Below are 25,209 nucleotides of genomic sequence, written 5' to 3'. Positions count from 1 at the left end.
CGAGGCGCGCGAAACGCAGACAGTACAAGGCGTACGGCAAGTGAGTGCAACGCAGCCAGCAGGGTTTTGTCAGGGACTCTCAGTAGCGCAATGGCCATACGCGGGCACGTTCCCGCGCGATTTGCCACAGGCGTGCCAGCCCATCGGGTTCCTTGATCAGGAAGGCGATGATCAGCACACCGAAAATGATTTTCTGCAGGTTTTCCAGCTGGCCGGCATCGATCACGCCAGACAGCAAGGAGCCCGATAGCTGGGACAGCAACACCGGAAACAGCACGATGAAGGCGGCCCCGAGGAAATTGCCCAGAATGCTGCCCATGCCGCCGATGATGATGATGAAAAGAATCTGGAATGAACGCGCCAGGTCAAAGCCGTGCGGCTCGACGGTGCCCAGATAGGTGAACGCCCATAGCGCACCGGCCACGCCGAGGATGAAGCCGCTGATGGCAAACGCCAGCAGCTTGGTCCGCAGTAGCGGTATGCCGATTACCGCGGCGGCGGTATCCATGTCGCGCACGGCCATCCAGTTGCGGCCCAGCTCGCTTTTGACGAGGTTGCGCGCCAGCGCGGTCACCACCACCACCACGGCCAGCGTCAGCAGGTAGCGGCCCACCGGGTTGCTGAAGTCGTGGCCCAGGATCAGCAGCGGCGGCGCGCTGATCACGCCGGATGCGCTGTTGTTGGAAAACCAGCCGAACTTGGTAAAGAACCATTCCACGAAGAACTGCGCGGCCAAGGTGGAGACCAGCAAGTAAAAGCCCTTGATGCGCAGGCTGGGCAAGCCGAACAGCAGTGCAACGCCGGCCGCCATCACGCCGCCCAGCGCCATGCTGGCCAGCAACGGCAAGCCCGGCACACGCAGCTGGAAGTTGTAGGTGGCAAATGCACCCACCGCCATGAATGCGGCAGAACCCAGTGATAGCTGGCCCGCGTAGCCGGTGAGCAGGTTGAGGCCCAACCCGGCCAGCGACAGCACCAGCAAGGGAATCAGGATGGCGCTGAACCAGTAGTCGTTGCCCAAGAGTGGTACGGCGGCAAATGCAAACAGCAACAGCGCGGTGATGCCGATGCGGTCTTGCCGCAGGCGGAAAATGCGCCGGTCGTGGCTGTAGCGGATGCTGAACTGGCCGGCTTCGGTATAAATCATGGGTATATCCTTAAACTCGTTCTATGGCGCGTTCGCCAAACAGGCCGGCTGGGCGTACCAGCAGGAACAGCAAGGCCAGCACGTAGGGAAACCAGTTTTCGATGCCACCGCCGATCAGCGGGCCGATATACACCTCGGCCAGTTTCTCGCTGGCGCCGATGATCAGCCCGCCAACGATGGCGCCGCCGATCGAGGTAAAGCCGCCAATGATCAGCACCGGCAAGGCCTTGAGTACGATCAGCGACAGCGAGAACTGCACCCCCAGCCGCGCGCCCCACAGCAGGCCGGCCACCAGCCCGACAAAGCCGGCTACCGCCCACACCACCGCCCAGATGCGCTGCAGTCGGATGCCGATGGCCAGGGCTGCCAGCGGGTCGTCCGCCACCGCGCGTAGCGATAGCCCGATACGGGTTTTGCTGAACAGCAGCGAGAGCGTGGTCACCAGCACTGCGGCGGTTGCGGCAGCAAAGAGGTCGAACTGCGACAGCAGCAGGCCGGCAAACTCGAACGGCTCGTCCTTGATACCCAGATCCAGCCCGTGTACCTGTGCGCCCCACAGTGCCTGCGCGGCACCCTCGATCACGTAGGAGAGCCCCAGCGTGGCCATGAACAGGGTGATGGGCGGGCGGTTCACCAGCGGGCGCAGCACGGCGCGTTCGATCAGCAAGGCCAGTGCCACCATCGCCAGCAAGGTGATCACGAAGCTGAGCCAGAACGGCACGCCGCGTTCCAGCAGGCTGACAAAGGTCAGCGCGGCAAACAGCACCATGGCGCCCTGCGCAAAGTTGAATACGCCGGATGCCTTGTAGATCAGCACGAAGCCGATTGCCACCAGCGAATACATCACGCCTGCCAGCAGGCCGCCGGCCAGTACTTCAAGGAAAAATCCCATCTTTGTTGCTCCGTAAAACGCAAGCCGCCCCCGTGCACCCGTTTGCGGGTGCAGCAAAACCACCTGATGTGGTGTGTGTGGGGGTGGGGTGAGGGGGCTAGTGGCGTGTGCCCAGGTAGGCGGCAATCACATCCGGGTTGTTGCGTACGTCATCCGGCGTGCCATCGCCGATCTTCTTGCCGTAATCGAGCACGATCACGTGATCGGCCAGTTGCATTACCACGCCGATGTCGTGTTCGATCAGCACCACGGTGGTACCGAATTCGCGGTTCACATCGGCAATGAAACTGCTCATTTCCTGTTTTTCTTCGGCGTTCATGCCTGCCATCGGTTCATCCAGCAGCAACAGGCGCGGTTCTGCCGCCAGCGCACGCGCCAGCTCCACGCGTTTTTGCAGGCCGTAGGGCAGCTTGCCCACCACGCTGTTGCGCCATGGCTGGATATGCAGGAACTCGATGACTTTTTCCGCATGGCGGCGCTGTGCATCGTCCTCGCCCGGCGCGCGGCCGATGCGCAATGCCTGCTCCAGCCAGCTGCTGCGTCGCTTGAGGTTGCGCCCGGTCAGCACGTTGTCCAGCACACTCATGCCCTTGAACAGCGCAATGTTCTGGAAGGTGCGTGCAATGCCACGTACCGCCGCATGGTGCGGGTGCATGTGACGGCGCACCTCGCCGTCAAAGGTGATGCTGCCGTGTTGCGCCTGGTAAACGCCGTTGATCACGTTCAACAGCGAGCTTTTCCCCGCGCCATTGGGGCCGATCAATGCGGTGATGGCGCCTTCGGCCACGTCGAAGCTGATATCGGTTACTGCCTTGACACCCTTGAAGGACAGCGAGATATGTTCAAGCCGCAGCAGCGGAGCACTACCTTTGCTGTTGCTGTTGCTGATGTGTGGGGATGCACTCATGGTTGCCTCGTTTGCATGCTCAGCCCGGCTGTACTGCCGTGCCATCGTGTTCGGCCCAGCCACTGATGCGCTGCGCATCGCGCGCGCCGGTGATTAGGCCCTGCCACTGCGCCGGGTCCGGCCAGGTACGTACCGTCAGCCCCAGGCTGGCAAAGAACGCCGCCACATGCTCCGGCAGCGGTTCACCCACCAGCAGCGGCACGCGGGTGCGCGTCAGCCCCAGTACGTCGCGTAGCGGTTTGCGGATCAGCCAGTGGCCCACGCTGCGGGCCAGCAAGCGGCTGAACCACGAAGGCGTTGCCGCATGGTCGTGGCCGGTTTTCACCACCGCATCGATCCAGGCGCGGCGCCAACTGCCAGCCTCCGGCAGCCGTTGCTGCACTTGCAGCGCCAGGCGCCCCCAGGTTTCGCGTGTGCCGGCCACCAGCGTCGGCCCCAGCTCGCGCCGGTCGTTGTCGCGCGTGGCCAGGTTCTCCGGGAAGTTGAGGCGGAAGCCTGCCAGCAGCCATGGCGCCAGCAGGTAGCGCGCCTGGCCGCCAGCAGCGAAAGCCCGCGCTGCCAGCGCTTCTTCGCGGTGCGACAGCTGCTCCGCGCTTACAAGACGCTGGCCTTCCTGCAGCAGCTCCGCATGGCTGAGCTGCTCGCGCTCGGCGCTGCCATCGGCCAGCAGGCGGTAGAACGCAAACGCCGTCTGCTCTGCCCTGCCCTTGGGTGAGGGCACGCTTTGCGCGGCCTCATCCGCCAGCGTGGCGTAGCTGGTGAGCTGCCGGTGATCGGCCAGCCCGCGGGCCGCTGCATAGATGGTGGTTGCCGCTGCCAGCCCGGCCGCATGGCTGCGTGCCACCTGTACCTCATCTTCCAGGAACAGGAAACGCGGCGCGATCTGCTGCAGCAAGGTGATCAGTTGCTTATCGGGCAGGGCGGGGTCGAGCGGCACAGCAATGCCGCCCAGCCATTGCGCTGCCAGTGACAACAGCAGCGCTTCTGCACGCGGGTGGCTCAGCAGCGTCAGCGCATCGCCGGCCACGAAGCCACGCGCAGCCAGCGCGCCGGCCAGCCGGCCGGTTTCATCGGCAATGCTGCGCCAGCTGCGTTCCTGCCAGATACCCAACTGCTTGTGCCGCAGCGCAGTCTGTTGCCCGCGCTGGCGCGCTTGCGCCAGCAGCTGATCGGGCAGGGTGGAAACGGGCTGTGTCATGGCTTGCCTCAGGCCGCCACTTCTTCAAGCGCTTCCAGTGCGCGCTTTTCCAGCTCGCGCACCAGCGGCAGCACTTTCTCGCCGAAATACACCACTTCCTCGTGATAATGGAGGAAGCCGGCCAGCACCAGATCAACGCCCACTGCCTTCAGCGCCACGATGCGTTCGGCAATTTGCTGCGGCGTGCCGATCAGGTTGGTCTTGAAGCCATCGTTGTACTGCACCAGGTCTTCAAAGCTCGATTTGGCCCAGTTGCCTTCGCCTTCCGGGCTGGCCTTGCCGGCCTGCTTGGCGGCGTCGCCAAACGCATTGACGGCTTCCGGATCGGCCTTGTCGATGATCTCGGCCAGCACGGCGCGCGCTTCGGCTTCGGTTTCACGGGCAATCACGAAGGCATTCACGCCCACCTTCACCGCATGATTGTTGGCGGCAGCCTTGGCGCGGATGTCATCCACCTGCGCCTTGATGCCTTCCACGGTGTTGCCATTGGTGAAATACCAGTCGGAAACACGCGCTGCCATATCGCGTGCGGCGCGCGAGCTGCCACCCTGGAAGATTTCCGGGTGCGGTTGCTGCAGCGGCTTGGGCTTGAGCGTATAGCTGTTGAAGCGGTAGAAATCACCACGGAAGGTGAAGTTGTCGGTGGTCCAGATACCCTTGAGCGCGCGGATGAACTCTTCCGAGCGGCGATAGCGCTCGTCGTGCTCCAGCCATGGTTCGCCAATCGCGGTGAACTCGCCCTTGAACCAGCCCGAGACGATATTGACCGCCACGCGGCCATTGGTGAGCTGATCGATGGTGGCCAGTTGCTTGGCGGCCACGGCCGGGTTCCACGGGCCGGGCAGGATGGCGGCAATGACCTTGAGCGTGGTGGTGGCTGCCAGCAGCGCATGGGTGAACGCAACGGGTTCGTGCTGGAATTCGGCGCCGTAGCCGGCGGTAAAGCGGATCTGGCTCAGCGCGTAGTCAAAGCCGTTGGCTTCGGCCAGCTGTGCCAGCTTGCGGTTGTAATCGATATCCCAGCTGGTGCGCTGCTCGATCTTGCTGACGACAAGGCCGCCGCTGACGTTGGGTACCCAATAGGCAAATTTGACGGGGGCAAGGCTCATGACGGGGCTCCGTGATATGAATTGAAAAACGAATGGAAGAAGGGCTGGATCAGGCGGTCTGCACGGTATCGGCCACCGGTACATCGCGGTGCGACAGCAAGGGCAATGCACGTTCTACCGCCAGGTGGATGCGGGCTTTCAGCGTAGCGCTATGGATCTGGTAATCGAGGAAATCGGCCTCGGCGCCGTACACGCCCAGCGGCAGCGTCAGCGCCTGGAAGAACGAGAACAGCGGGCGCAACTGGTGCTCGATCACCAGCGCATGGCGATCACTGCCGCCGGTGGCAGCCAAGAGCACCGGCACATCGATCAATGCTTCGTGATGCACAAAGTCGAACAGGTGCTTGAACAGGCCGGTGAACGAAGCGCGGTATACCGGGCTGGCCACCACCAGCAGATCGGCGCTTTCGATGGCGCTGATATCCGCCTCGATATGCGCAGGCAACTGATCACGGCGCAGCGTGCCGGCAAAACCGGGGCCGATATCACCCAGCTCGATCAGGCGCACTTCGATCGGCAGGTGCGCACCCAGCGCCACCAGGATTTCCTGCACCAGCGTCAGCGTGCGGGATGGCCGTTGCACACTGCCCGATACGGCAACGACTTTCAGTTTCTTGCTCATGCGTGTCTCCAGATACGTTGCTGCAACCGTGCAGCGGCTAGCCTTACAGGTAGCAGCTATCGTGCCAGTCGATAAATATGTTTAAAAACAGTGGTTTGGTATAAAACCGCTCTGGGCCCGCATGTTGAGCGGCAACCACGCTGCTGCGCATGTGCTGCTGTAGCAGCAGTTGCTGCAATGGGTGTGGTGTTTTGTGTTTGGGTGCTGCCCAGGCAGCACAAGGCCAGCAGCATGCTGTGTTTTCTGCATGCCGGTATGCACCGGTTGCATATGGAAAACGATTGAAATCAATGGCTTGATGCGCTGGCATGCTCCGTGCATCTGTTGAAGCATCGGCCGCGCATGGCGTGCGGCCCGCTGCTTCAACCGACGGAGTGCATTGCATGACTGATACCAGTACCGCCATCCCGGCTTCCACCCAGATACAGCGCCCGGCTGCCCACATCATCAGGAGCGATGCCGAGGCGATCGAGATTGCCAAGCAACTGGCCGTTCAATTCCGTGAGGATGCGGCCGTGCGTGATGCCGAGCGCCGGCTGCCGCGTGCCGAGCTGGATGCGTTCTCGCAAAGTGGCCTGTGGGGCATTACCGTGCCGAAGGAATACGGCGGCGCATTCGTTTCCAATGTCACGCTGGCGGAAGTGATCAAGATCATTGCCGAGGCAGACCCCAGCATCGGGCAGATTCCGCAGAACCATCTGTATATGGTGGAAGGCCTGCGCCTTGATGGCAGTGACTGGCAAAAGCAGGTGTTTTTCGATCTGGTACTCAAGGGGGTGCGCTTTGGCAATGCGTTCTCGGAAATTGGTACCAAGAGCGTGGGTGACGTGCAGACACGCCTGACGCCGACCGAGGGCGGTTATCTGCTATCGGGCAAGAAGTTCTATTCCAGCGGCGCGCTGCTGGCCGACTGGGTGCCGGTGGTGGCCAAGAACGAACACGATGAAACCGTGGTGGCGTTTGTCGAGAAAGGCAGCAAGGGCCTGACGGTGATCGATGACTGGTCCAGCTTCGGCCAGCGCACCACTGCCAGCGGCACCACGCTGCTGGAAAGCATTTTTGTACCGACCGAATACGTGTTGCCGCATCACCTGGCGTTTGATCGCCCGACCGTGATGGGGCCGATTGCGCAGATCATCCAGGCGGCCGTCGATGCCGGCATCGCGCATGCAGCGCTCAACGACACCATCCAGTTCGTGCGCAACCACACGCGGCCGTGGATCGACAGCGATGTCGAGCACGGTTATGAAGATCCGCTGATCATCCGCGAGATCGGTGACCTGACCATCCGCGTGCACGCCACCGATGCGCTGCTGCGCCGCGCCGGTGAAACCATCGATCTGGCCCAGGCGGACCCGACCGAGGCCAACGTGGCTGCATCGCAAATCGCTGTGGCAGAGGCCAAGGTGCTGAGCACCGAAACCGCCGTACTGGCTGCCAGCAAGCTGTTCGAGCTGGCCGGTACGCGCTCCACGCTCAACCAGTTCAACCTGGACCGGCACTGGCGCAATGCGCGTACCCACACGCTGCATGACCCGGTACGCTGGAAGTATCATCATGTGGGCAACTACTACCTGAATGGTGTGAATCCGCCGCGTCATCCGTGGTTGTAAACCGCTGAAAGGACAGCCGGCAATGCCGGGCTCGGGCGCTGCCACCCATTCCGGGTGGCAGCGCTTTTTGCTGCTTGGTGGCCAGCGTTGCTAGCCGGGCTGGCCGGTGCAGCTGTACGTTGATGCAGTGAAAATCTGGCGGCGATAGCCGCCAAAGCCTTGTTGTGCATACAAATAACAAATTGCACTAAACAATCTATTCTTTAGTCTTTTACATTCAATCTGCTGCTTCATATCCTGCGGGTATCAGTTCGCACTACCGATGCGTGGTGCGCAGTACCGAATGGAGAAGATCAGATGTCCAACGCAGCACTCGCTCACTACCCCGATACCGCCGCGCAAGCCCCTGCAGATGAAGACGCCGTGCTGGCTACCGCGCGCAGCCGCGCACAGGCAGAGCAACTGTCGTTCGCTGGCAGCGTTACGCCGCTTCAGGCGTGGCAGCTCGTCAATACCGGTGCCGCGCGGCTGGTGGATGTGCGTTCGCCGGAAGAAGTGAAGTTTGTCGGCGCCGTACCGGAAACGCTGAACGTGCCATGGGCATCGGGCACGTCGCTCAACCGCAACCCGCGCTTTGTCAAAGAGCTGGAAACCAAAGCGGGTGGCAAGGATGCCGTGCTCCTGCTGCTGTGCCGCAGCGGCAAACGCTCTGCCGAGGCTGCCGCAGCAGCTGCAAAAGCGGGTTTTTCCAGTGTATTCAATGTGCTGGAAGGCTTTGAAGGCGAACTGGACGAACAACACCGTCGTGGCGCGCAAGGTGGCTGGCGCCATCGCGGCCTGCCGTGGCAACAGGATTGAGTGAATGAAACCTGATCTCGAAGCGCTTGCCACCCAGGCATTGCTGCCGCACCAGGCTGCTGCACCGGTGGGCAGCCTGTGGCCGCTGAACCAGATCGTGAACGAATTGCATGCAATCCGTGCCGACTGGCGTACCGCACAACAACGCTTGCCGGAGCCGGGCAGCCGCGAGCTGCCATCGCGCGATGTACTTACCGAGATCACCCATGCGCTGCGCGGTGCCTTGTTCCCGCTACGCCTGGGGCCACCTGATCTGCGCCCGGCCAGCGAGGATTTCTATGTTGGCCATACGCTCGATACCGCCCTCAATGCGCTGTTGGCGCAGGTGAAGCTGGAGTTGCACTTTGCCCAACGCAACAAGGCCGAGGATCTGAGCGAGGCGATTGAACACAAGGCGCGCGGCATCGTGCGCGAGTTTGCCATCCGCCTGCCGCGTATCCGCCGCTTGCTCGATAGCGATGTCGAAGCCGCCTATCTGGGCGACCCGGCTGCGCGCAGCGTGGATGAAATCCTGCTGTGCTACCCCGGCATCATTGCCATCATCCATCACCGGCTGGCGCACGAGCTGTATCAACTGGGTGTGCCGTTGCTGGCCCGCATCGTGGCTGAACTGGCGCATGCCGAGACCGGTATCGATATCCACCCCGGTGCGCGTATCGGCAGCGGCTTCTTCATCGACCACGGTACCGGCGTGGTGATCGGCGAAACCGCCATCATCGGCGAGCGCGTACGGCTGTACCAGGCCGTCACGCTGGGCGCCAAGCGCTTTGATACCGACGAGAGCGGCGCGCTGCACAAGGGGCAGCCGCGCCATCCCATCGTGGAAGACAACGTGGTGATCTATGCTGGCGCCACCATCCTGGGCCGCATCACCATCGGTGCGGGTTCCGCCATCGGCGGCAATGTGTGGCTGACGCGCAGCGTGCCCGCCGGCAGCGTGGTCACGCAGGCCAGCATCCGCCAGGAAACCCACGAGGCAGGGGGCGTGGCGGTATGACCGCCCGTTACCGCAGCTTTGGCCAAGTGGTGCGCAGCGCGCGTGAAGCGCAGGCCTGGTCGCAGGAAGTACTGGCTGAAAAGGCGGATCTCAACCGCTCTTACCTGGGCGAAATCGAGCGTGGGGATGTCGTCCCCTCGCTGCATACCATGGCCAAGGTGTCCGTTGCACTTGGACTCAATCTCTCCGAACTGATTGCCCGCTGCGAAGTGGGCAGCCCCGCCTGATCCCGCTGTCGTTCTGATCTTCACACCGTTGCCGCTTGCCTTCCTTACGAGGATAGGCGGGCTCGCGCGCAGCCAAATTGCGCTGAAAGCGCTGTTTTTCTTTCATTTCACCGCTGGCGCAGTGCATTGGTGGCGATAGCATGTTGATCGCCCTTAAGACTCAGAAGATATTTGCTTATTACTTTTTTGTTCAACTTGAGGAGTGGTTTTAATGTCCGCCCAGAACGACGCACAACTGGCCCTTGGCGATAACGCCGCCCGCCAGCTGGCGAATGCCACCAAAACGGCACCGCAACTTTCCATCATCACCCCGCGCTGGCTTACCCACCTGTTGCAATGGCAACCGGTTGAAGCAGGTATCTACCGCCTGAACAAGGTCAAGAACCCGCGTGACGTGCGCGTTGCCTGCTCGCAGCGTGACGAATCCGAGCTGCCGTCCACGTTTGTCGATTACGAAGAGCAGCCGCGCGAATACTTCCTCAACGCGGTGACCACCGTGCTGGACGTGCACACGCGCATTTCCGACCTGTATTCCAGCCCGCATGACCAGATCAAGGAGCAACTGCGCCTGACGATCGAAACGATCAAGGAACGCCAGGAAAGCGAACTGATCAACAACCCGGATTACGGCCTGCTGGCCAATGTGGCCGACGAGCAGCGTTTGTCCACCCTGACAGGCGCACCCACACCGGATGACATGGACGACCTGATCACCAAGGTGTGGAAAGAGCCGGGCTTCTTCCTGACCCACCCGCTGGCCATTGCCGCCTTCGGCCGTGAATGCACCCGCCGTGGCGTGCCGCCGCCGACAGTCAGCCTGTTCGGTTCGCAGTTCCTCACCTGGCGCGGTATTCCGCTGGTGCCGTCGGACAAGGTACCGGTTGAAGATGGCAAGACCAAGATCCTGCTGATCCGCAGTGGCGAAAAGCGCCAGGGCGTGATCGGCCTGTTCCAGCCCGGCCTTGCCGGCGAACAGAGCCCGGGCCTGTCGGTGCGTTTCATGGGGATCAACCGCAACGCCATCGCGTCGTACCTGATCTCGCTGTATTGCTCGCTGGCCGTGCTGTCGGATGACGCACTGGCTGTTCTGGAAGACGTGGAGATCGGCAAGTATCATGACTATCCAGACACTTACAAGTGAGGCGGTTCCGGCAGGCTTGCCGGATGAGCTGAGCTTGGCGCAAATGGCTGGCGAATTTTTCGCGGCCTTGCCGGGTGATCCGCTGGATAGCCTGCGCAACCGCTTGACGCCGCCCCGTGCGGCCGAACCGGCCATTGTGCTGGGCAGCGGTTCGCCCACGCTGGCGCCGGTGGCGCCACCTGCCGAGGCACCGGCAGGCGCTGGCGTGCCACGCAGCAGCGCAGCCAACCCCGGCGTGCCGGAGGGTTATGCAGCCGCATTGCCGGGTGTGGGTGCGCCGTCGGCCCCTGCGGCATCGTCGCCGTTTTACTTCCTTGATCAAGGCAACGGTTATCCGGCCCATGCCGATGTAGCAGTGCCTAATCAGGTGGTTGCGCAGCCATTCGGTTTCCCCGGAGATGCAGCGTTGCGTGCGTTGCTGGCGGAAATCGATCATCGCTCGCCAGCATCGGCGCCGGCAGGCAACAGCGGGCATTTCTATTTTCTGGATACCGCCGCCACACGCCAGCAACCTGCAGCAGCACCGCATGCCGCCAGCAGCCCCAGCATCGATGTGAACCTGGTGCGCCGTGATTTCCCCATTCTGCAAGAGCGGGTAAACGGTAAGCAACTGGTGTGGTTCGACAACGCTGCCACCACGCACAAGCCGCAATCGGTGATCGACCGGCTGGCGTACTTCTACGCGCATGAGAACTCCAACATCCACCGTGCCGCGCACGAGCTGGCAGCGCGGGCTACGGATGCCTACGAGGCGGCACGGCAGAAGGTCACGCGTTTTCTGGGTGCGGCATCGCCGGACGAGATCATTTTCGTTCGCGGCGCTACCGAGGCCATCAACCTGGTGGCCAAGAGCTGGGGGGCGGCCAATATCGGCGCTGGCGACGAGATCATCGTTTCCAACCTGGAGCACCACGCCAACATCGTGCCATGGCAGCAACTGGCGGCAGAAAAGGGCGCAAAGATCCGCGTGATTCCGGTGGACGACACCGGGCAGATCCAGCTTGATGAATACCGCAAGCTGCTGGGCAGCCGTACCAGGCTGGTGGCCATCACGCAGGTATCGAATGCACTGGGCACCATCACGCCAGTGAACGAGATCGTGGCGCTGGCGCATAGCGTGGGTGCCAAGGTACTGGTGGATGGCGCGCAGGCGGTATCGCACCTGCGGGTGAACGTGCAGGCGATGGATGCGGATTTCTATGTATTCTCCGGCCATAAGGTATTCGGGCCGACCGGCATCGGCGTGGTGTACGGCAAGAAAGCGATACTGGATCAGATGCCGCCATGGCAGGGCGGCGGCAACATGATCGCGGATGTCACTTTCGAGCGGACCGTGTACCACGGTGCACCGGCGCGTTTCGAGGCCGGCACGGGCAATATCGCAGATGCGGTAGGCCTGGGTGCTGCCATCGATTACGTCGAGCAACTGGGCATGGAAAACATCGCCGCATACGAGCATGCACTGCTGGAATACGCCACTCATGGCTTGCGTGCCATTCCGGGCTTGCGCCTGATCGGTACTGCACACCACAAGGCCAGCGTGGCGTCGTTCGTGCTGCAGGGCTACAAGACGGAAGAAGTCGGCCACGCACTCAACAACGAGGGCATCGCGGTGCGCTCCGGCCACCATTGCGCGCAGCCTATCCTGCGCCGCTTCGGGGTTGAAGCCACCGTGCGGCCATCGCTGGCGTTCTACAACACCTGCGAGGAAATCGATCGCATGGTGGCAGTGGTGCGCCGCTTGGCACGGCGCTGATGGCATGAAGCTGCCGGCCGCCAGACTGGGCCAGCAGTGATGGAACGGGCGGGGCGCAAGCCTCGCCTTTTTCATGCCTGGCGTTTGGCGCTACAAACAAACGAGACGAGATGAAACGCGGCTGGCGAGTTGAGGTCGGCAACGCGTAACGCGTGGCCGACCCGGAAGACGCAGGCAGCACAAGGAGCGGGGCACGCAAGGCTCCGTGTCTCTCTCCGGCCAGGTGTTCCCGGTTCGCCGCCCCTACAACGCAGCCGGCAAGGTTTTGTCAGCAATTTCCCGCTACGGGTGTGCCGCAGCATGGTCTTGCCCAATTGCTGCGGGCTGGCGTACGCCAGCCGATTACTTCAACTCAGTGCAGCGCGCCAGCGCGGGCCAAGCCGATTTCGGTCACAGTGCCGGCTTCATCCATATACACATACATGCCCATCAGCCGTTGGCCTTCTACTTTCAGCGTATCGCTCATGGTGACCAGATCTGCGGCCTGCAGCCAGCGAACACCGGCGGCGGCAGAATCCGCTGCGCGGTTCACCAGATGTTCCACCAGCTCGGTCGGCACGCGCAGCACGTGTTTGCGGATTGCAGCAGATTCGGAAAAGCGAAAACGGGGTGCGGTGGTCATGGCGTACTCCATGTAGAACAATCGTTCTGGCAATCCTAGAACGATCGTTCTTTTCTTGCAAGTATATTTTTCATGCCTGCGCTTGCTGTCCGGCACCGGGCAGCACAGAGTGCCATATAGGCAGCGTTCCCTGCATCTGCAAGCGTCTGCAACACGGTGGCGATGCACACAGGCAAGGCACTGGCATCGTTGCGACATGAAAATGCGTCGCGTGGCTATTGCTCACCCATGCATGCGGTATCCCGGTTGATGACTGAACCCGATGTAAGCATGAATATTGCGGCAATGCAGCAGCTTGGAGGGCCAACCGGTGGCGCTGTTCTGGGCACTGAAACAAGCCGGCAGGAAAAAATACCGGTTCAACTGCCATTTGAAACACTGCAATATCGATGCATGACCCACTATCATTGGTTAGGGGCAATCATGATCATGCACGGTAGTTGTATTGAGTATTCAAGATTGCTGTTAGGCAAATATGCGCTTCATCTTGTATAGTTTCCAATCATGCCCGGTGGTTTCACAGCGCGCGCGATATCACATCTGACGCCATTGTGTAGCCCGGCCCCTTATCCTATCCACCCATTCAAGGACTAAACCATGGCCGATCTTTCCGCCTATTCGCTTCCAGAGCTGTTTCAACTGCAAAAAGATATTGTCCGGGTCATCGCGGAACGCCAGGTTTCTGATCGTCGCGATACGCTGCAGGCGCTGAAGGCATTGGCTGCTGAGCGTGGCTTCGACATCAACGAACTGCTGGGCGCCGCAGGCAGCAAGCCTGTCAAGACAGCAGGCGTTGCGCTGTACCGCAACCCGGCTGACGCGTCGGCAACCTGGACCGGCCGCGGCCGCAAACCATTGTGGGTTGTTGATCACTTGGCAAAGGGTGGCACGCTGGATCAGATCAAGATCTGATTGGCTGGTATCAGCGAATAATGGAACCCTCTTCGGAGGGTTTTGTCATTTGGGCAGCTTCCGCGACTGATGGCTATGCTTGCGGGTATTTGATGCATCGTGATGGTGATGGCTTCTCGCGATGCCGCCTCTGACCATACGCACCGGCATGGATAAACGCCATTTGATTTGCCGTTTGCCGCTCGTGGCAAAGCCGGCGATTCGGCTCGCATGCAAACACGTATCGCCAGATAGCGTGCATAGCGTACATGACAGGCATGTCGTCAGCACGCCAAGGTGAAACGACTACAGTCTTCCCCTTATGCAGATAGCGGGGAATTGATAGCTGGTGCATGAAAGAAGGTGGCAGGCCCGATGCAGAGCTTGGCATCGCGATTTTCGAATCGGATATCGCGCCGGGAATAAGCCGGCTCCATCATGGGTAATCATCAAGCGCGCTGGTATTACAGGCAAGGCCGGGGCAAGCCCTGTTTGAACCGGCTGCATCGACAGGATATCCGGGCCCCCCGGGGCATCATTTGAAGTTGGGGAAAGCTTTGAACAGGGCGCCTACCTCACTCGTGTTCGTCGGCGACTTTACCAGCTCGCTCAAAGGCGTGGCACGCACCACGGTGCTGTTGCGTTTATCGCTGATTGGCATCGCACCGGGTTTCTGCCCGCCGAAGGGCACGCCTGGCATGCCCGAAGTCACGCTGTCCTGCGGTGTTTCGTGATGCAACATGCGGCCGCAGTTGAAGCACACCTGGTTAGGCGCACTGGTTACCATCGAGAACATGCTGCGGTCATCGTGCAATTCGGGCCAGCCTTGCTGGCTGCGATACTGATTGTCCAGCGATGTCATCATCGGTTCGGAATGGAACGCCTGCGAAGGCGTAACCGATTTGCCATCGCGTTTGAGCTGATCGACGCTGGGTTGATACAGCGGCAACGCGTCGTCGTTGTGCGAGCTGTGGATTGCCTTGCCCGAAAAGCCGCTGCCGTGCGTGACCCTTGAAGGCACGAAGCCCTTGTCCGGTTCGTAATCCATCCTGACATGATCGGCCAGTACCGCGTTCACGGTTTCCTTGTTGCCGGCGGAGTTGGTGGCCTTGCTGATGATGGTATTGGCTGATTGCTCGTAGCTGCCCATGAAATGGCTCAGATCGCCGTCGTGCGTGGCCATGGCTTCGCTGGTAGGCAGCGAGTGGAAGCGGAAGGCATCGATGCCGCCATCGTTGCGCATGGTATGGCCGCTGATCGAGCCCCGGCGCGACAGGGTGACGGCGGTGGGGGCATTGTTGCCGCTCCAGTCACGTGTTACGCCGGACGGCACCGTCAGCCCGGTGCTTTTCTCGTACTCCTGAAATGCATGCACATCGCTGAATTGCTGGGTGCTCAGGTGATGGTATTGCAAACCCGGACCGGTATCCGGGCGCAGCTGGAGCATCGGGTGCTGGAAGGTCAACGTGGGCCGCACCAGCTCGTTGACGCTGTGCTGTGACGAGGTGGATGCCTGTGGCGTCTTCACCTTCTTCCGGGCATTTTCATCGCTATCATTTTTCCCGTCGAGCGGAGCACTCCTTTTTTTCAGGTTGGTGGACGCTGGCTTGCCAAGAGGCGCATCCTTTTTCCGGGGGCTCGCGCTCATGTACCTACCCCTTGCGGTGCAAACCGGAAGGCGCTGTCCGTCTGCGCACACAAGGCCAGCAAGCGCACATGCAACTGCGTTGTATCGATGACGGTAGCCAGCGGGTAGTGGAAGAACAGCATGTCGTCATCCGGTGGCAATGCCTTGCTCGGCAGGGGCAACCACCCCAGTTGCTCCAGCACCCGCCGCGAGCGCAAATTGCCTGCCAGCACCGAGGTATACAGCACATCCAGGCACTGCACCTGAGGGCTGTCCAGCAGCAGCCGGGCTGCGCGCGGGCCCAGCCCCCGCCCTTGGAAATCCGTCCCGATCCAGAAATGAAAATAGCCGGCGCCATTCTGGCAGGTCAGCCCCAATACGCCGACAAAGGCCGCATCCCGGTGCATGATGGCGAAGTGCTGCTGGCCGGATTGTGTTGCTGGCCCGCTTATCCATGCCACCACCTCGTCGATGTGTGCAAACTCATCCAGCAATGTCAGTGCAGCGATTTGCGGATCACGGTATTGGTGAAAAAAAGCACTGGCATGTGCGTCATCGAGTGGCTCCAGCACCAGCATGTCGTCACCTTCATCTGCGGGCGGTGCCCAGCCCCGCTGCTGCCGGATCCCGAGCCGGGCGGCCAGCGCGGCATGACGCGCATGCGTTGTGGTGCAATCGGGTGTCAGCACCATCGCCCGTTGCAATAGCGGCAGGGCGAGGTGGCTGCGCCCTGTATGGCATTCCACCTCTGCCAGCCCGCATAACGCAGCTGCTTGCAGTGGCTTGGTCACCCCGGCCAGCCCGTCGATATGGCGCAAAACCGCACGTGCCAATCCGTACTGCCCCAACCTGGCGGCAAGATTGGCCAGATCGAGGCTGAAACTGGCCTCCAGCGGCAGTGCCAGATTGTTTTGCCACGTTGCCGCCAGCGCCTGTTGCCACGCCAGTTGGTCTGCCGGTGTGTTTTCCAGCAAGGCGGGCAGCATGGGCGCCAGCACGAAGGGATCGTGCACGCTGGCGCGTAGCAAGGCCAGGCTGGGAGGCATGGACTGCGCGGCTTCGATCAGCGCGATCTGCTCGGCCGGTTGCGCCGCAGCGGCATACTCAAGCACTGCGGCAACGCTGATCTGCTCAGGGCTGGCGTTATCACGCCAGGCCAATTGCAGCAGCGGGCTGCTGCCTTGGCGCGGCAGTGTATGCACCGCTGCGCCAAGCTGGCTTTGCCAATACGACAGCGCATGGAAATTGACGCCCAAGCCACTCACGCCCACCTGCCAGTGTGATGGCGGATTGAGCGCGCCAACGCGGATTTCGTTGAGGTCTGCTACGCCATGATCCAGTGCCACCAGCAGGTAACGCCCCTCTGTGGCTGCGATCAGGTCGGCCAGTTGCCCGAGCGCATGCTCGGGGAGCGGAAAGGCAGCGCTGTAGAGCGCATGCCGGTAGAAATCGAGTAGTTCAGCCACACCGGCTAGCCTCGGCAAGGCCGTATTGCAGCTAGTCCAGTCACAACGCAGCAGATACTGGCCATCCTGATCACCCGGCATCACTTGCAACTGACCGCGCAGGCGATTGGCGTGATGGATGCCCCACCAGGCCGGTTCGCGGCGGCCAAATGCACCGGCGGCCAATACCGCCAGCGGGTTTCCGGCTTGTACCAGCCCGATTGCATCGGCTTGGGCGCTGAAGCCGCCGTGCTGCTGCCAGGGCGCGAGCTGCGGGTGCGCAAGCAATTGCGCGGCATGCATGGTTGCTTCGGCCTGCGCAATGTACTGGAATTGCCAGTGGGCTCGGCCGATGTCATTGAGCCGTCGGTGCAGGCGCGGCAACACCTGGGCGGCCAGCCGCCCGTGTCCGGGCGCCAGATCCAGAATCTGCAGCGGTTGCCGCAGGTCGAGCGTGCCGGTGGCTTCCGCTGCAAGCCAGACCGTGAGCATGGCCTCCACACATGCGTTTGCCATGCGTGGGCTGGCCAGCATATCGCTGCGATCCGGGCTTTGCGCCAGCAGGTCGGCCAGCGTGTGGGTGCGCTGCGCGCGGCTTGTGATGGATGCCATGGTCAACCTTGCTTGCGTGCCGGAGGCCGCGTATTCACTGCATGTCCCGGTAGATATCCGGCTGAACCTGATCCGGCCGCGTGTTGATCTGTGGCCGCAGGCCACCGGTGAGCATGCCGATGCGCTCTCGGTCCATTCATGACGACGCCTCCTTGGTACGCTATCGATTTGCCTGGCAAAACTGCGGGGCCCGGGTGATGCCTGGTCTGCTAGCTTTTCTTGGGCAGGTACCGGTCGAGCACGCTTTTGGCCGCGATCGTCGAGCTGGCAAGCTTGCGCGCAGTATGGGCTTCGTCGGCCGGGTTGACCTTGGCCAGGGTCAATGCCACGCCAGCGCGAACTTCCGGATAGCTGTGGGTTTGCACGTGCGCATCGGGCACATCCTTGACAGGCAGCCCCAATCTGGCCCGCTGGGCATTGATTTGCCGGCCGACTTCCTGAGGCACCGCGCCGCTGCGCATCTGGTGGAACATCAGGTTGGTGGTCGCTTCGAACGTCTGGCCCGGGTTGTGCTCGGGTGTATGTCCGCTGTCGTCGCCAAAACCTGGCGCATGCATGGATACCCCTTGCCGTTGTGCCGCAAAGCGATGCGAAGATACGACCTCGGACGAGGTACCGGAAGTGCCGGACATGACAGGTAGCCCGACGCGGTCGCGCATCCGCGTACCCACGTCGTTTGCCAGGTTCATGCCATGTTCGGAGCGGGTCTGATGGCTGGGCTTGCCATGTTCATCCAGCTCGCGCGTCGCTTCCACCCGCTCGCTCCTGAGCGCCTTGCGTGCCTGCAACTGGCTGGCCAGATCTGCCGGGCCCATTTCCGCCTTGATGAACTTGCTTTGCAGGATTTGCGATACGCTGGCCATTTCCGCACCTTGCCGGGATTGCTCCAAGGTCAGCGGGCCATGCTGGCCCTGCACGGCCATGGCCATGGCCTCGCGTGCGGCTTCGGATGTCTTGGGGACTGCTTTCGAGGCACCACTGCGGAATTCCGCTGCCAGGTGGGCGCGGGCGTCGTCAGACAGCGCAAGGCTACCCAGATCGCCGCGCTGCACATGCGCCATCCAGCTGCTCTGGCGCATTTCCGCAGAATGACCGTCGTCCAGTTTCTGGCCGATGTCGTCCAGCATCGCTTTCTCGGCCGGCATGTATTTCTGGGTGGCTGCTGCGCGGCGGTGCAACTGCGTTTCCGAATCATGGTGCAGGCCCATGTGGTTTTGCGACACGTAGTCACGCACCACGGCGGGTGTATCGTGGACCGGCGTGAAGGCCTTGCCATTGACCGAATGCCCGCTGGCAGCGCCCCGCCTGGTTTCCGGATCATCGTCACCACCACCACGCCGGCCGCCGCCATCGCCGCCGCCGGGGTGCCCCGTTCCGCCAAACCCACCGAACCCGCCATGCCCTCCCATGCCGGATGGGCCGCTGCTGCTCAGCTGTCGCCAGTCATCGGCTCCGCCATGATAGCCACTCGTTGTGCTGAAAGTACGGCTGGGTAGATGCGCGAACGGGGGGGACAGCCAAGAATGCAGCGCTGTGGCAGAGGTGCCGGCAAATGACGGTGCATGCTGCATGGATGACAATGCAAACTGGGAAAAGGCCCGTGTCTGTTGCAGGGCAGAGCCAACACCCTCCGCGGTTGCCCGTGAGGTTGCCGGTGCCCCCAGTCTCGTTAATGCACGCCATGCCATGCCATTGCTCCTGTTGCTTGTTGCCGGGAAGCCGGCAAACTGTTGTTCGTGCGCTTCTGCGCCTACTTGCTTTGCTGGGCTTCAAGCCCCAGCAACTCGAAAATGTTGATCTGGCCGTTGAACTTGAGAAACAGCTCCTGGTAAAGCTCGACGGTATTGAGCTGCCCCCATTCGATGGCACGGCGTATCAGGTAGGGCACGGGGCTGTGTGGTTCCAGCCGCAGCAGGAAATCAGCGGCGGCAGCCAACTGGGCATACGCATCGTCGCGCCCGGCAATCGCGCCGGTCAGTGTGGCGCTGGGTACGGCAGCAACGGCTTCAGGCACGTCCGCCTCGGCGGTTGCACCGGGTCGCCAGCCGCGGCGTTGCAGTTCGCTCTCGGCCAGGCTGCGCAATTGCTCCAGCAACGCGGTCAGCTTGGGCAGGCCGGGTGCCTCGTCGCCAAAGCAGGTGCGCAAGGTATCGCCCAGCAGCGTGATGGCGGACAGTGCGCAGGTCATGGTTTCGTGCAGCCACAGGTAGGCTTCGCGCGTGGTGGCGCTGGCTGCGGCATTGAATTGCGCCAGCGTGGCGCCTTCCAGCTGTGGCGGGTTGTTGCGGTTGCCCTCGCTGCGTATCGTTTCATTGCGGCACGCCTGTTCCCAGTCCGCCCAGCTGTATTCCTGCTGGCCGCTTGCGGTGAGCGGCAGCTGGCGCACCGTGGGCAGCAGCTTTTCGTTGATCCAGGCAAACAGATTGGCCCGATGGGTGGCGCTGCCGTCTTTCAGGTTGGGGAAAAGATCATCCCAGTAGCGCACGCAGATCCGGTCCAGCAGCACCAGGCTGGGCACCAGGCTATCGAGGCCGGTGATGTTGAGGCGCGCTTCCATCAACCAGGCCACCAGTTGCAGATCCTTGCTTTGCTGGGTCAGCCCCTGTAGCGCCAGTGCACTCACCTTGTCCCAGTCGGCACGCTTCAGATCACGCTCCCACTGTCCTTGTGGCAGGCTGGGGTCATCGTGTTCACGCGCCTGCTGGATGGCCCGGTAGAGCGGGCTGCCCCGCAATGACGCACCTGCCGGGCTCTGGGCGCTGATCGGCGCCAGCAATGCCTCGAAGGACACGCCCAGATGATCGAGGCAGTAGGTTTCGGTCAGCGCAAAAAGGTGTGGGTGCATCGGGTCAGGCTCCATTGGTCTTGGCGGCCGCGCCGGAGGCCGGTTTGGCTGCCGGCTTGTTGGTGGGCGTGCTGGCGGGTACGGTGCTCACCACCGGCTTGTATGGTGGGGCAGCGTAGGGGGCGGTGGCCGGCTTGCTCAGCGTCTGCAGCGCCTTGCTGGCGGGGTCGGTGCCTTGCAGCAGCATGCCCAGGTAGCCGCGGGCAACATCCTGTTGCTGGCTGCCCTTGCCGACGGGGGCGGTCGATACCGGCACATTGAATTCAAGCAATACCCCCTTGCCGGCGGCACCGGCTGGCAGCGCGCTGGTAGGCGCATGGCGGTCGATCAGGCGCAACAGCGCCCAGTTGCCCAGCGCCACGAACGACGCCGAGCGTTGCTGCACCTGCAGATCGCGCTGTTGCACATCGCTGCCGGGTTGCCACAGCGAGTGATCGGCCCAGTTCAGGTCCAGCACTGTCATCTGTCCGTATGGCCAATCCAGCGTGGTGGGCTGGTTGGGAAAGCCGGCCATGCGCGTGCCGCTGGTCAGTGCCCAGGATACGATCTGCTCGGTGCCATGCGAATAGTCGGGCTGGGCGCGGAAAGTCAGCACCACGTGTACCGGCTGCATGTCGCCCGGCGCGGCCAGCGTGGTCCTGAAGAATGCGTTCCAGTCATCCAGCTGGTCCAGGAAGGCATTGGCACTGCCGGCATTGCTGCCGGGTAGCGCCGCCGCCGCGCTGCGCAGCATGGCACTGCTGGTGTTGTAGTCGGCAAAGAATTGCCTGACCTTCAGCGGATCGGCATCCGAGCTGGATAGCGGCCCGAACGGGTAGCGTCCGGCCAGATCCTTGCGGAAACGGCGCGTGAAGTCTTGCCAGCTATCCTGGGCGCTGGCCTGCGCATAACCGCTGCAACGGCTGCTGACCTGGCCCAGCAGGTAATCGCGCCGGGTATAGAACAGGTCGTTGCTGCTGGCACCCAGCGGATTGGCTTGCAGCAGGCTGCGGCAATTCTGTTCGGTCATGCCATTGATATTGACCAGCAGGCTGTCGAGTTGCCCCATGCTGCCGCTGCGATCCTTGGCCTGGACGAAGCGGTTCAGCGTGCCTATGGTATTGGCCCAGTAATCAACCATCTGGTTGTTGGCGGCGTTGCCATCGTTGACGCCGCCGGTATTGCGCAGCAAGGTCACGAACGGGCTGGCGTACCCCACCAGCACTTGGCTGCGCTCCGCTTGCCGGTTCAGGTAATCGTTGATGGCGGGCGTGCCGGCCGGCGAGAAGAACGCGGTCTGCCCCAGCGGCGTGGAGGGATCATAAAGCTGGCTGTCGTCTGCCAGCGCATCCACGGCGGCCAGCCGGCCGCTGGCCATCTGGCGCATGCAGGTGGTCAGGCTGGTGTTGCTGGCGGCAAACCCCAACTGCGTGTACGTATCGCGTATCGACAGCAAGGGCGTGACAGTGCGGGCGAAGCTGCTGCTTTCCTGAGCCAGCTCTGCATCGTCGTCGCTGACCGGGATATTGCTGACCGCGGGTAGCGTGGACAGCCCGGCTTGCGAGACCTGTGCATCGTTCATGGTGCTGTTGAGCGCCCGCTCCAGTTGCGACAGCGCAATGCGCTGGTACAGCGGCCGTGACATTGCATTGCCGCCCAGCGCGGGCAGGTTCTGCTGCTTGATGAAGCGCTGGTACTGCCCAATGAAGCCGGATGCCTGCCCCAGTGCATCCTCCCGCCAGCCTGCCATCGGCGAAATGCAGGCAAACGGGCGGACCGGGTCAAGCTGCATGAACCCGAGGTTGAGCATGCTGTTGAGCCCGGAAAGCTCCGGTGCCAATGCAGGGTTGAGCGTGCGCACGCCGTTGGCTTGCACGAATACTTGGCCATACGGCGCCAGCTTGAGCGTATCGAGCGACTGGAATGCACGCGTTGCGCAGTGGCTGGCGTCGAATTGCTGCGGCAACTTGCCGAGGCTGGTATAGGCGGTACTGAACTGCTGCAATTGCGCAATGCCTTCTTGCAGCCCGGTTGCATTGGTCAGGCAAGGATTGGCATCCATCGACAGCCAAGAATCACGCGTCCAGTTGAGCCACCACGCCAGATGGCGCGCCTGCTGCAATATCGGCTCGCGGTTATGGTTCAGGTTGTCGATCAGGCTGCTGCCCACCACCACTTCGTCATACAGCTGTTTCGACAAACCATTACCCAGTTGCGTGATCTGTTGCGCATAGCCGGGGCGGGCCAGTGCGATTTGCTTGAGCGCCGGCACATGGTCCAGGCTGGCCAGCACGTCGTCGAACAACCCTTTGCGATAGGCGGCGACCTCTTTTTCCGGCACGCCGTAGGCATAGCTGAGCAGTAGCGCAAAGTCGTGCGCCCGTGCGCTGGCCGAGCGGGCGCTGCCAGGTTGTGCCAGGGCCTGATAGCGCGCCACGTTTTCTTCCAGCTGCCGCACCGCGGCGATCTGCGAGAACAACGCGCGCTGGTATTGCTGGTACGGATACACACCGGGCAGCGGCGAGCCGGGCAGGGTATCACCGGCTTGCCGCAAGTTTTGCGCACGCTGGTCCAGATGGCAGGCAAGGCTGGGCAGCACGGCGCGCTGGAAGACATCCGCTCCCACCAGCTCGGCCGCCCGGTCCGGTATACGGTGATCCAGCAAGGCCTGCGGCATCGGCAATGTGCCGTCCAGTTGCGCGGTACCGGCCAGCAAGCGGAACACCGCTTCCTTGCCGGCACAACGATCGGCGGCAACCTGGCTGGCAACATGTTGCAGCTCGCTCACTCCGTGCGTGAGCGCATGCGTTTGCCGATACAGCCCCAGGCTGGCCGCAGCAAGGCCCAGGCTCAACGCGGCGATCAGCGCGATGCCGCTGATCTGCAGGCTGCGGATCAGCCGGTCACGCGACCAGATGCTTTGCCGGCTTGGCGTGGCCAGCCAGCGCTCTGCCAGGATCTTGTCGTTGACGAGGTCGGCTACAAAAGCCAGGTCTTTGCGTGGCTTGGGGGTGATGACCCCGGCAGCCTCGATGCTGCCGGTGAAATAGATCCCCCGGCAGGTAAACCCGGCCTGCCAGGCGCTGCTGCGGAAGGCCGTTTCCAGCCATTGCGTCAGCGCATCCTGCAGCTTGAGCAACTGGCGCGGAAACAGGAAGAATCCGTCGTTATCCGCCGCATTCTGGCCGGTGGTGGCCTGATCTGCAGCTTGCCCGGCAGGGTCGCCTTCGGTACGCAGTTGCAGTGTTTCCAGGCTGCGCGTTACCGAGAGCAAGGTTGCGGCACTCCATTGTGCCGGGCTACCGCTCTCGCTGGCGGCCGGGGCAGACCAGCCAAACATTTCTTCGCGGTATACCGCATCCTGCGTATGCCAGAACGGCGCAAAGCCGCTCAGTGCATCGCATTGCGACACCACCACGTAAACAGGCAGTGAAAACTCGAAGGTAGCTTGCAACTGGCACAGCTGCTGCCAGGCGGCATCTGCTTGCGCCTGGATTGCGCCGCTGTCGCCCTGCAAGGTGCGGGCGGACACAAACAGCACCACGCCATCGAGCGGGCGTTCCGGGCGCAGCCGGCGGATGGCGTTCAGTGCGGTTTGCCATTTGCCTGCTGCCGTGCTGCCGGGCACTGCATCCGGCAGGCCGCTATCCGGATCGATCAGTACGCCACGATTGCAATAGCACCATTGCGTGCCGCTCGCCGTCAGCCGGTGCGCAGGCGCCGCCTGCCCGAGCCAGGACGGAATCGATGCGGTGAAGCTGCTCTTGCCCGCGCCATGTTCGCCCAGCAGCAATACCCAGGGCGTGCGGTAACGTGCTTCGGCAGCGCCGGATAGCTGGCTCAGTGGCGCAAACAGCTTGTCCAGCCGGCCGGCGATGCCGGCAGGCAGTCGCGCGCGCCAGATCAGCCATACGGCAGCAACACCGAGCAACAAGGCCACAAGCAGCACAAGTATGAATCCGAATGACAACGTCACGGCTCCTTATTGGCTAACTGGCGGCATTCAAGGCGGCCAGGCCGGTTTGCACCATCACCAGCCAGATCAGCATCGACAGCAGGCCCACGCCAAGCAGTGCCAGCGTGAGCGAGCGCCACCATGGCTTCAGCGGCGCCAGCCGCTGGTCTTTGCTGCCGGTGCTGCGTTGTGTGTACGCTTGTGCAAACGCATGTTCGCCATCGGGCGCCGGGCGTTGCCGTGCAACGAAATGCAGCAGGCGCCGCTGCACCTGCGCCAGTTGCCGCTGCAGATGATCGCCACGCAACATGCCGCGAAATCCCAGTTGCAACGCTGCGAGCATGATCATGCCCAGCTCGACATGCAGTTCGGCCGGGCGTTGTACTTCCAGCAAGCGGCGCTGCAGTTCGAAAAAACGCTCGCCGGCCATGCGGGTGCGGTACAGGCGCGCTTCCAGCAGCACGGCCGGCCATGCGCGCTGCCCTGCCCAGTCAAGCTCCAGCAGCAGGATTTCATCGGCCAGTGCGGTCATCACGTACTGCGCCATCTTGTGTACGCGGATGTAAGCATCGGTACCGGTCTTGCGCGTCAGCGCGGCATCGGCACGCAGCCAACCGGCAAGCTGTGCCGATGCACGTGTGGCCATATCCTCCGCGGTGGTCGGCGGGGCCTCGTCGCCCTGTACCAGCAGCGCAGGCAGGTGGCCCTGGCTTTGCGCCAGCCGCATGGCAGCGATCTGCTCGTAAAATGCGCAGAACGTGCCGAACAGCGAGCGTGCATCGGCGTCCACTGCTGCATCCTGCGGCGCTTGCGCCGTGGCAGGATG

Annotated in this window: 22 protein-coding genes; 8 read left to right on the top strand and 14 right to left on the bottom strand. The window is 62.4% G+C overall.

Going from position 1 to position 25,209, the window contains the following annotated elements; translation table 11 throughout:
* Positions 1-79: 79 nt before the first annotated feature.
* The 7 genes from IGB42_RS01995 to IGB42_RS01965 all read right to left on the bottom strand — a co-directional run bounded on the left by IGB42_RS01995 (position 80) and on the right by IGB42_RS01965 (position 6,281).
* A complete protein-coding gene (locus tag IGB42_RS01995; RefSeq protein ID WP_159665900.1) occupies positions 80-1,147 on the bottom strand; it encodes a branched-chain amino acid ABC transporter permease in 1,068 nt (355 codons plus the stop codon).
* Between the two features lie 10 nt (positions 1,148-1,157).
* The gene (locus IGB42_RS01990; RefSeq protein WP_159665896.1) at positions 1,158-2,039 is read right to left on the bottom strand and encodes a branched-chain amino acid ABC transporter permease; all 882 of its coding nucleotides are present in this window, start codon (positions 2,037-2,039) and stop codon (positions 1,158-1,160) included.
* Positions 2,040-2,136: 97 nt separating this feature from the next.
* The gene (locus IGB42_RS01985) at positions 2,137-2,946 is read right to left on the bottom strand and encodes an ABC transporter ATP-binding protein (protein WP_159665892.1); all 810 of its coding nucleotides are present in this window, start codon (positions 2,944-2,946) and stop codon (positions 2,137-2,139) included.
* Between the two features lie 19 nt (positions 2,947-2,965).
* Positions 2,966-4,144 carry an AMP-binding protein gene (locus tag IGB42_RS01980; RefSeq protein ID WP_159665887.1) on the bottom strand — a complete coding sequence of 393 codons (1,179 nt, stop codon included), beginning with the start codon at positions 4,142-4,144 and terminating at the stop codon, positions 2,966-2,968.
* Positions 4,145-4,152: 8 nt separating this feature from the next.
* Positions 4,153-5,253, bottom strand: coding sequence for a dimethylsulfone monooxygenase SfnG (gene sfnG, locus IGB42_RS01975; RefSeq protein ID WP_159665882.1), 1,101 nt, complete (start codon positions 5,251-5,253; stop codon positions 4,153-4,155).
* A gap of 49 nt (positions 5,254-5,302) precedes the next feature.
* A complete protein-coding gene (gene msuE / locus IGB42_RS01970; RefSeq protein WP_159665878.1) occupies positions 5,303-5,875 on the bottom strand; it encodes an FMN reductase in 573 nt (190 codons plus the stop codon).
* 43 nt (positions 5,876-5,918) lie between these two features.
* Positions 5,919-6,281 carry a hypothetical protein gene (locus IGB42_RS01965; RefSeq protein WP_159665874.1) on the bottom strand — a complete coding sequence of 121 codons (363 nt, stop codon included), beginning with the start codon at positions 6,279-6,281 and terminating at the stop codon, positions 5,919-5,921.
* Between IGB42_RS01965 and IGB42_RS01960 the strand changes: the two genes are divergently transcribed.
* From IGB42_RS01960 to IGB42_RS01935, 6 genes are all read left to right on the top strand, one after another.
* The gene (locus IGB42_RS01960) at positions 6,259-7,488 is read left to right on the top strand and encodes an SfnB family sulfur acquisition oxidoreductase (protein WP_159665869.1); all 1,230 of its coding nucleotides are present in this window, start codon (positions 6,259-6,261) and stop codon (positions 7,486-7,488) included. The two genes, IGB42_RS01965 and IGB42_RS01960, sit on opposite strands and share 23 nt — an antisense overlap.
* 297 nt (positions 7,489-7,785) lie before the next feature.
* Positions 7,786-8,286 (top strand): rhodanese-like domain-containing protein, encoded by a 501-nt coding sequence (locus tag IGB42_RS01955; protein WP_159665864.1) that lies wholly within the window; start codon positions 7,786-7,788, stop codon positions 8,284-8,286.
* Positions 8,287-8,290: 4 nt separating this feature from the next.
* Entirely contained in the window at positions 8,291-9,283 is a 993-nt protein-coding gene (gene epsC / locus IGB42_RS01950; protein ID WP_159665858.1) for a serine O-acetyltransferase EpsC, read from the top strand.
* Positions 9,280-9,510, top strand: coding sequence for a helix-turn-helix domain-containing protein (locus IGB42_RS01945; RefSeq protein ID WP_159665853.1), 231 nt, complete (start codon positions 9,280-9,282; stop codon positions 9,508-9,510). The genes epsC and IGB42_RS01945 overlap by 4 nt, the downstream gene beginning before the upstream one ends.
* A 211-nt stretch (positions 9,511-9,721) precedes the next feature.
* Positions 9,722-10,651, top strand: a complete 930-nt coding sequence (locus IGB42_RS01940; protein ID WP_159665847.1) for a family 2A encapsulin nanocompartment shell protein — start codon at positions 9,722-9,724, stop codon at positions 10,649-10,651.
* On the top strand, positions 10,626-12,407 hold the full coding sequence (locus IGB42_RS01935) for a family 2A encapsulin nanocompartment cargo protein cysteine desulfurase (protein WP_159665844.1): 1,782 nt from the start codon (positions 10,626-10,628) through the stop codon (positions 12,405-12,407). Before IGB42_RS01940 ends, IGB42_RS01935 begins: the two co-directional genes overlap by 26 nt.
* Before the next feature lie 352 nt (positions 12,408-12,759).
* On the opposite strand, the gene IGB42_RS01930 is transcribed toward IGB42_RS01935, so the two are convergent.
* Complete coding sequence (locus tag IGB42_RS01930) at positions 12,760-13,029, bottom strand: hypothetical protein (RefSeq protein WP_159665841.1); 270 nt, start codon at positions 13,027-13,029, stop codon at positions 12,760-12,762.
* 249 nt (positions 13,030-13,278) lie between these two features.
* On the opposite strand from IGB42_RS01930, the gene IGB42_RS01925 reads away from it, so the two are divergent.
* Both IGB42_RS01925 and IGB42_RS01920 read left to right on the top strand, forming a co-directional pair.
* A complete protein-coding gene (locus tag IGB42_RS01925) occupies positions 13,279-13,524 on the top strand; it encodes a hypothetical protein (RefSeq protein ID WP_159665838.1) in 246 nt (81 codons plus the stop codon).
* A gap of 102 nt (positions 13,525-13,626) precedes the next feature.
* The gene (locus tag IGB42_RS01920; RefSeq protein ID WP_159665835.1) at positions 13,627-13,941 is read left to right on the top strand and encodes an H-NS family nucleoid-associated regulatory protein; all 315 of its coding nucleotides are present in this window, start codon (positions 13,627-13,629) and stop codon (positions 13,939-13,941) included.
* A 514-nt stretch (positions 13,942-14,455) separates the two neighbouring features.
* Here IGB42_RS01920 and IGB42_RS01915 read toward each other — a convergent pair.
* The 6 genes from IGB42_RS01915 to IGB42_RS01890 form a co-directional block, all read right to left on the bottom strand.
* Complete coding sequence (locus tag IGB42_RS01915) at positions 14,456-15,448, bottom strand: hypothetical protein (protein WP_159665832.1); 993 nt, start codon at positions 15,446-15,448, stop codon at positions 14,456-14,458.
* A gap of 116 nt (positions 15,449-15,564) precedes the next feature.
* Positions 15,565-17,604, bottom strand: a complete 2,040-nt coding sequence (locus tag IGB42_RS01910; RefSeq protein WP_159665829.1) for a GNAT family N-acetyltransferase — start codon at positions 17,602-17,604, stop codon at positions 15,565-15,567.
* A gap of 209 nt (positions 17,605-17,813) precedes the next feature.
* Entirely contained in the window at positions 17,814-19,013 is a 1,200-nt protein-coding gene (locus IGB42_RS01905; RefSeq protein ID WP_159665826.1) for a hypothetical protein, read from the bottom strand.
* Between the two features lie 341 nt (positions 19,014-19,354).
* Positions 19,355-20,449: a type VI secretion system protein TssA gene (gene tssA / locus IGB42_RS01900; protein ID WP_159665823.1), complete on the bottom strand. Its 1,095-nt coding sequence runs from the start codon at positions 20,447-20,449 to the stop codon at positions 19,355-19,357.
* Between the two features lie 4 nt (positions 20,450-20,453).
* Positions 20,454-24,398, bottom strand: coding sequence for a type VI secretion system protein (locus IGB42_RS01895; protein ID WP_159665820.1), 3,945 nt, complete (start codon positions 24,396-24,398; stop codon positions 20,454-20,456).
* A 19-nt stretch (positions 24,399-24,417) separates the two neighbouring features.
* A complete protein-coding gene (locus IGB42_RS01890; protein WP_159665817.1) occupies positions 24,418-25,173 on the bottom strand; it encodes a DotU family type IV/VI secretion system protein in 756 nt (251 codons plus the stop codon).
* Positions 25,174-25,209 lie beyond the last annotated feature (36 nt).

Origin of the sequence: Andreprevotia sp. IGB-42 (assembly GCF_009848685.1) — a bacterium.
In the GTDB taxonomy this organism is placed as follows: Bacteria; Pseudomonadota; Gammaproteobacteria; order Burkholderiales; family Chitinibacteraceae; genus Andreprevotia.
The sequence above is the reverse complement of the archived record's forward strand: the minus strand, read 5'-3'. Positions and strand labels throughout refer to the sequence as shown.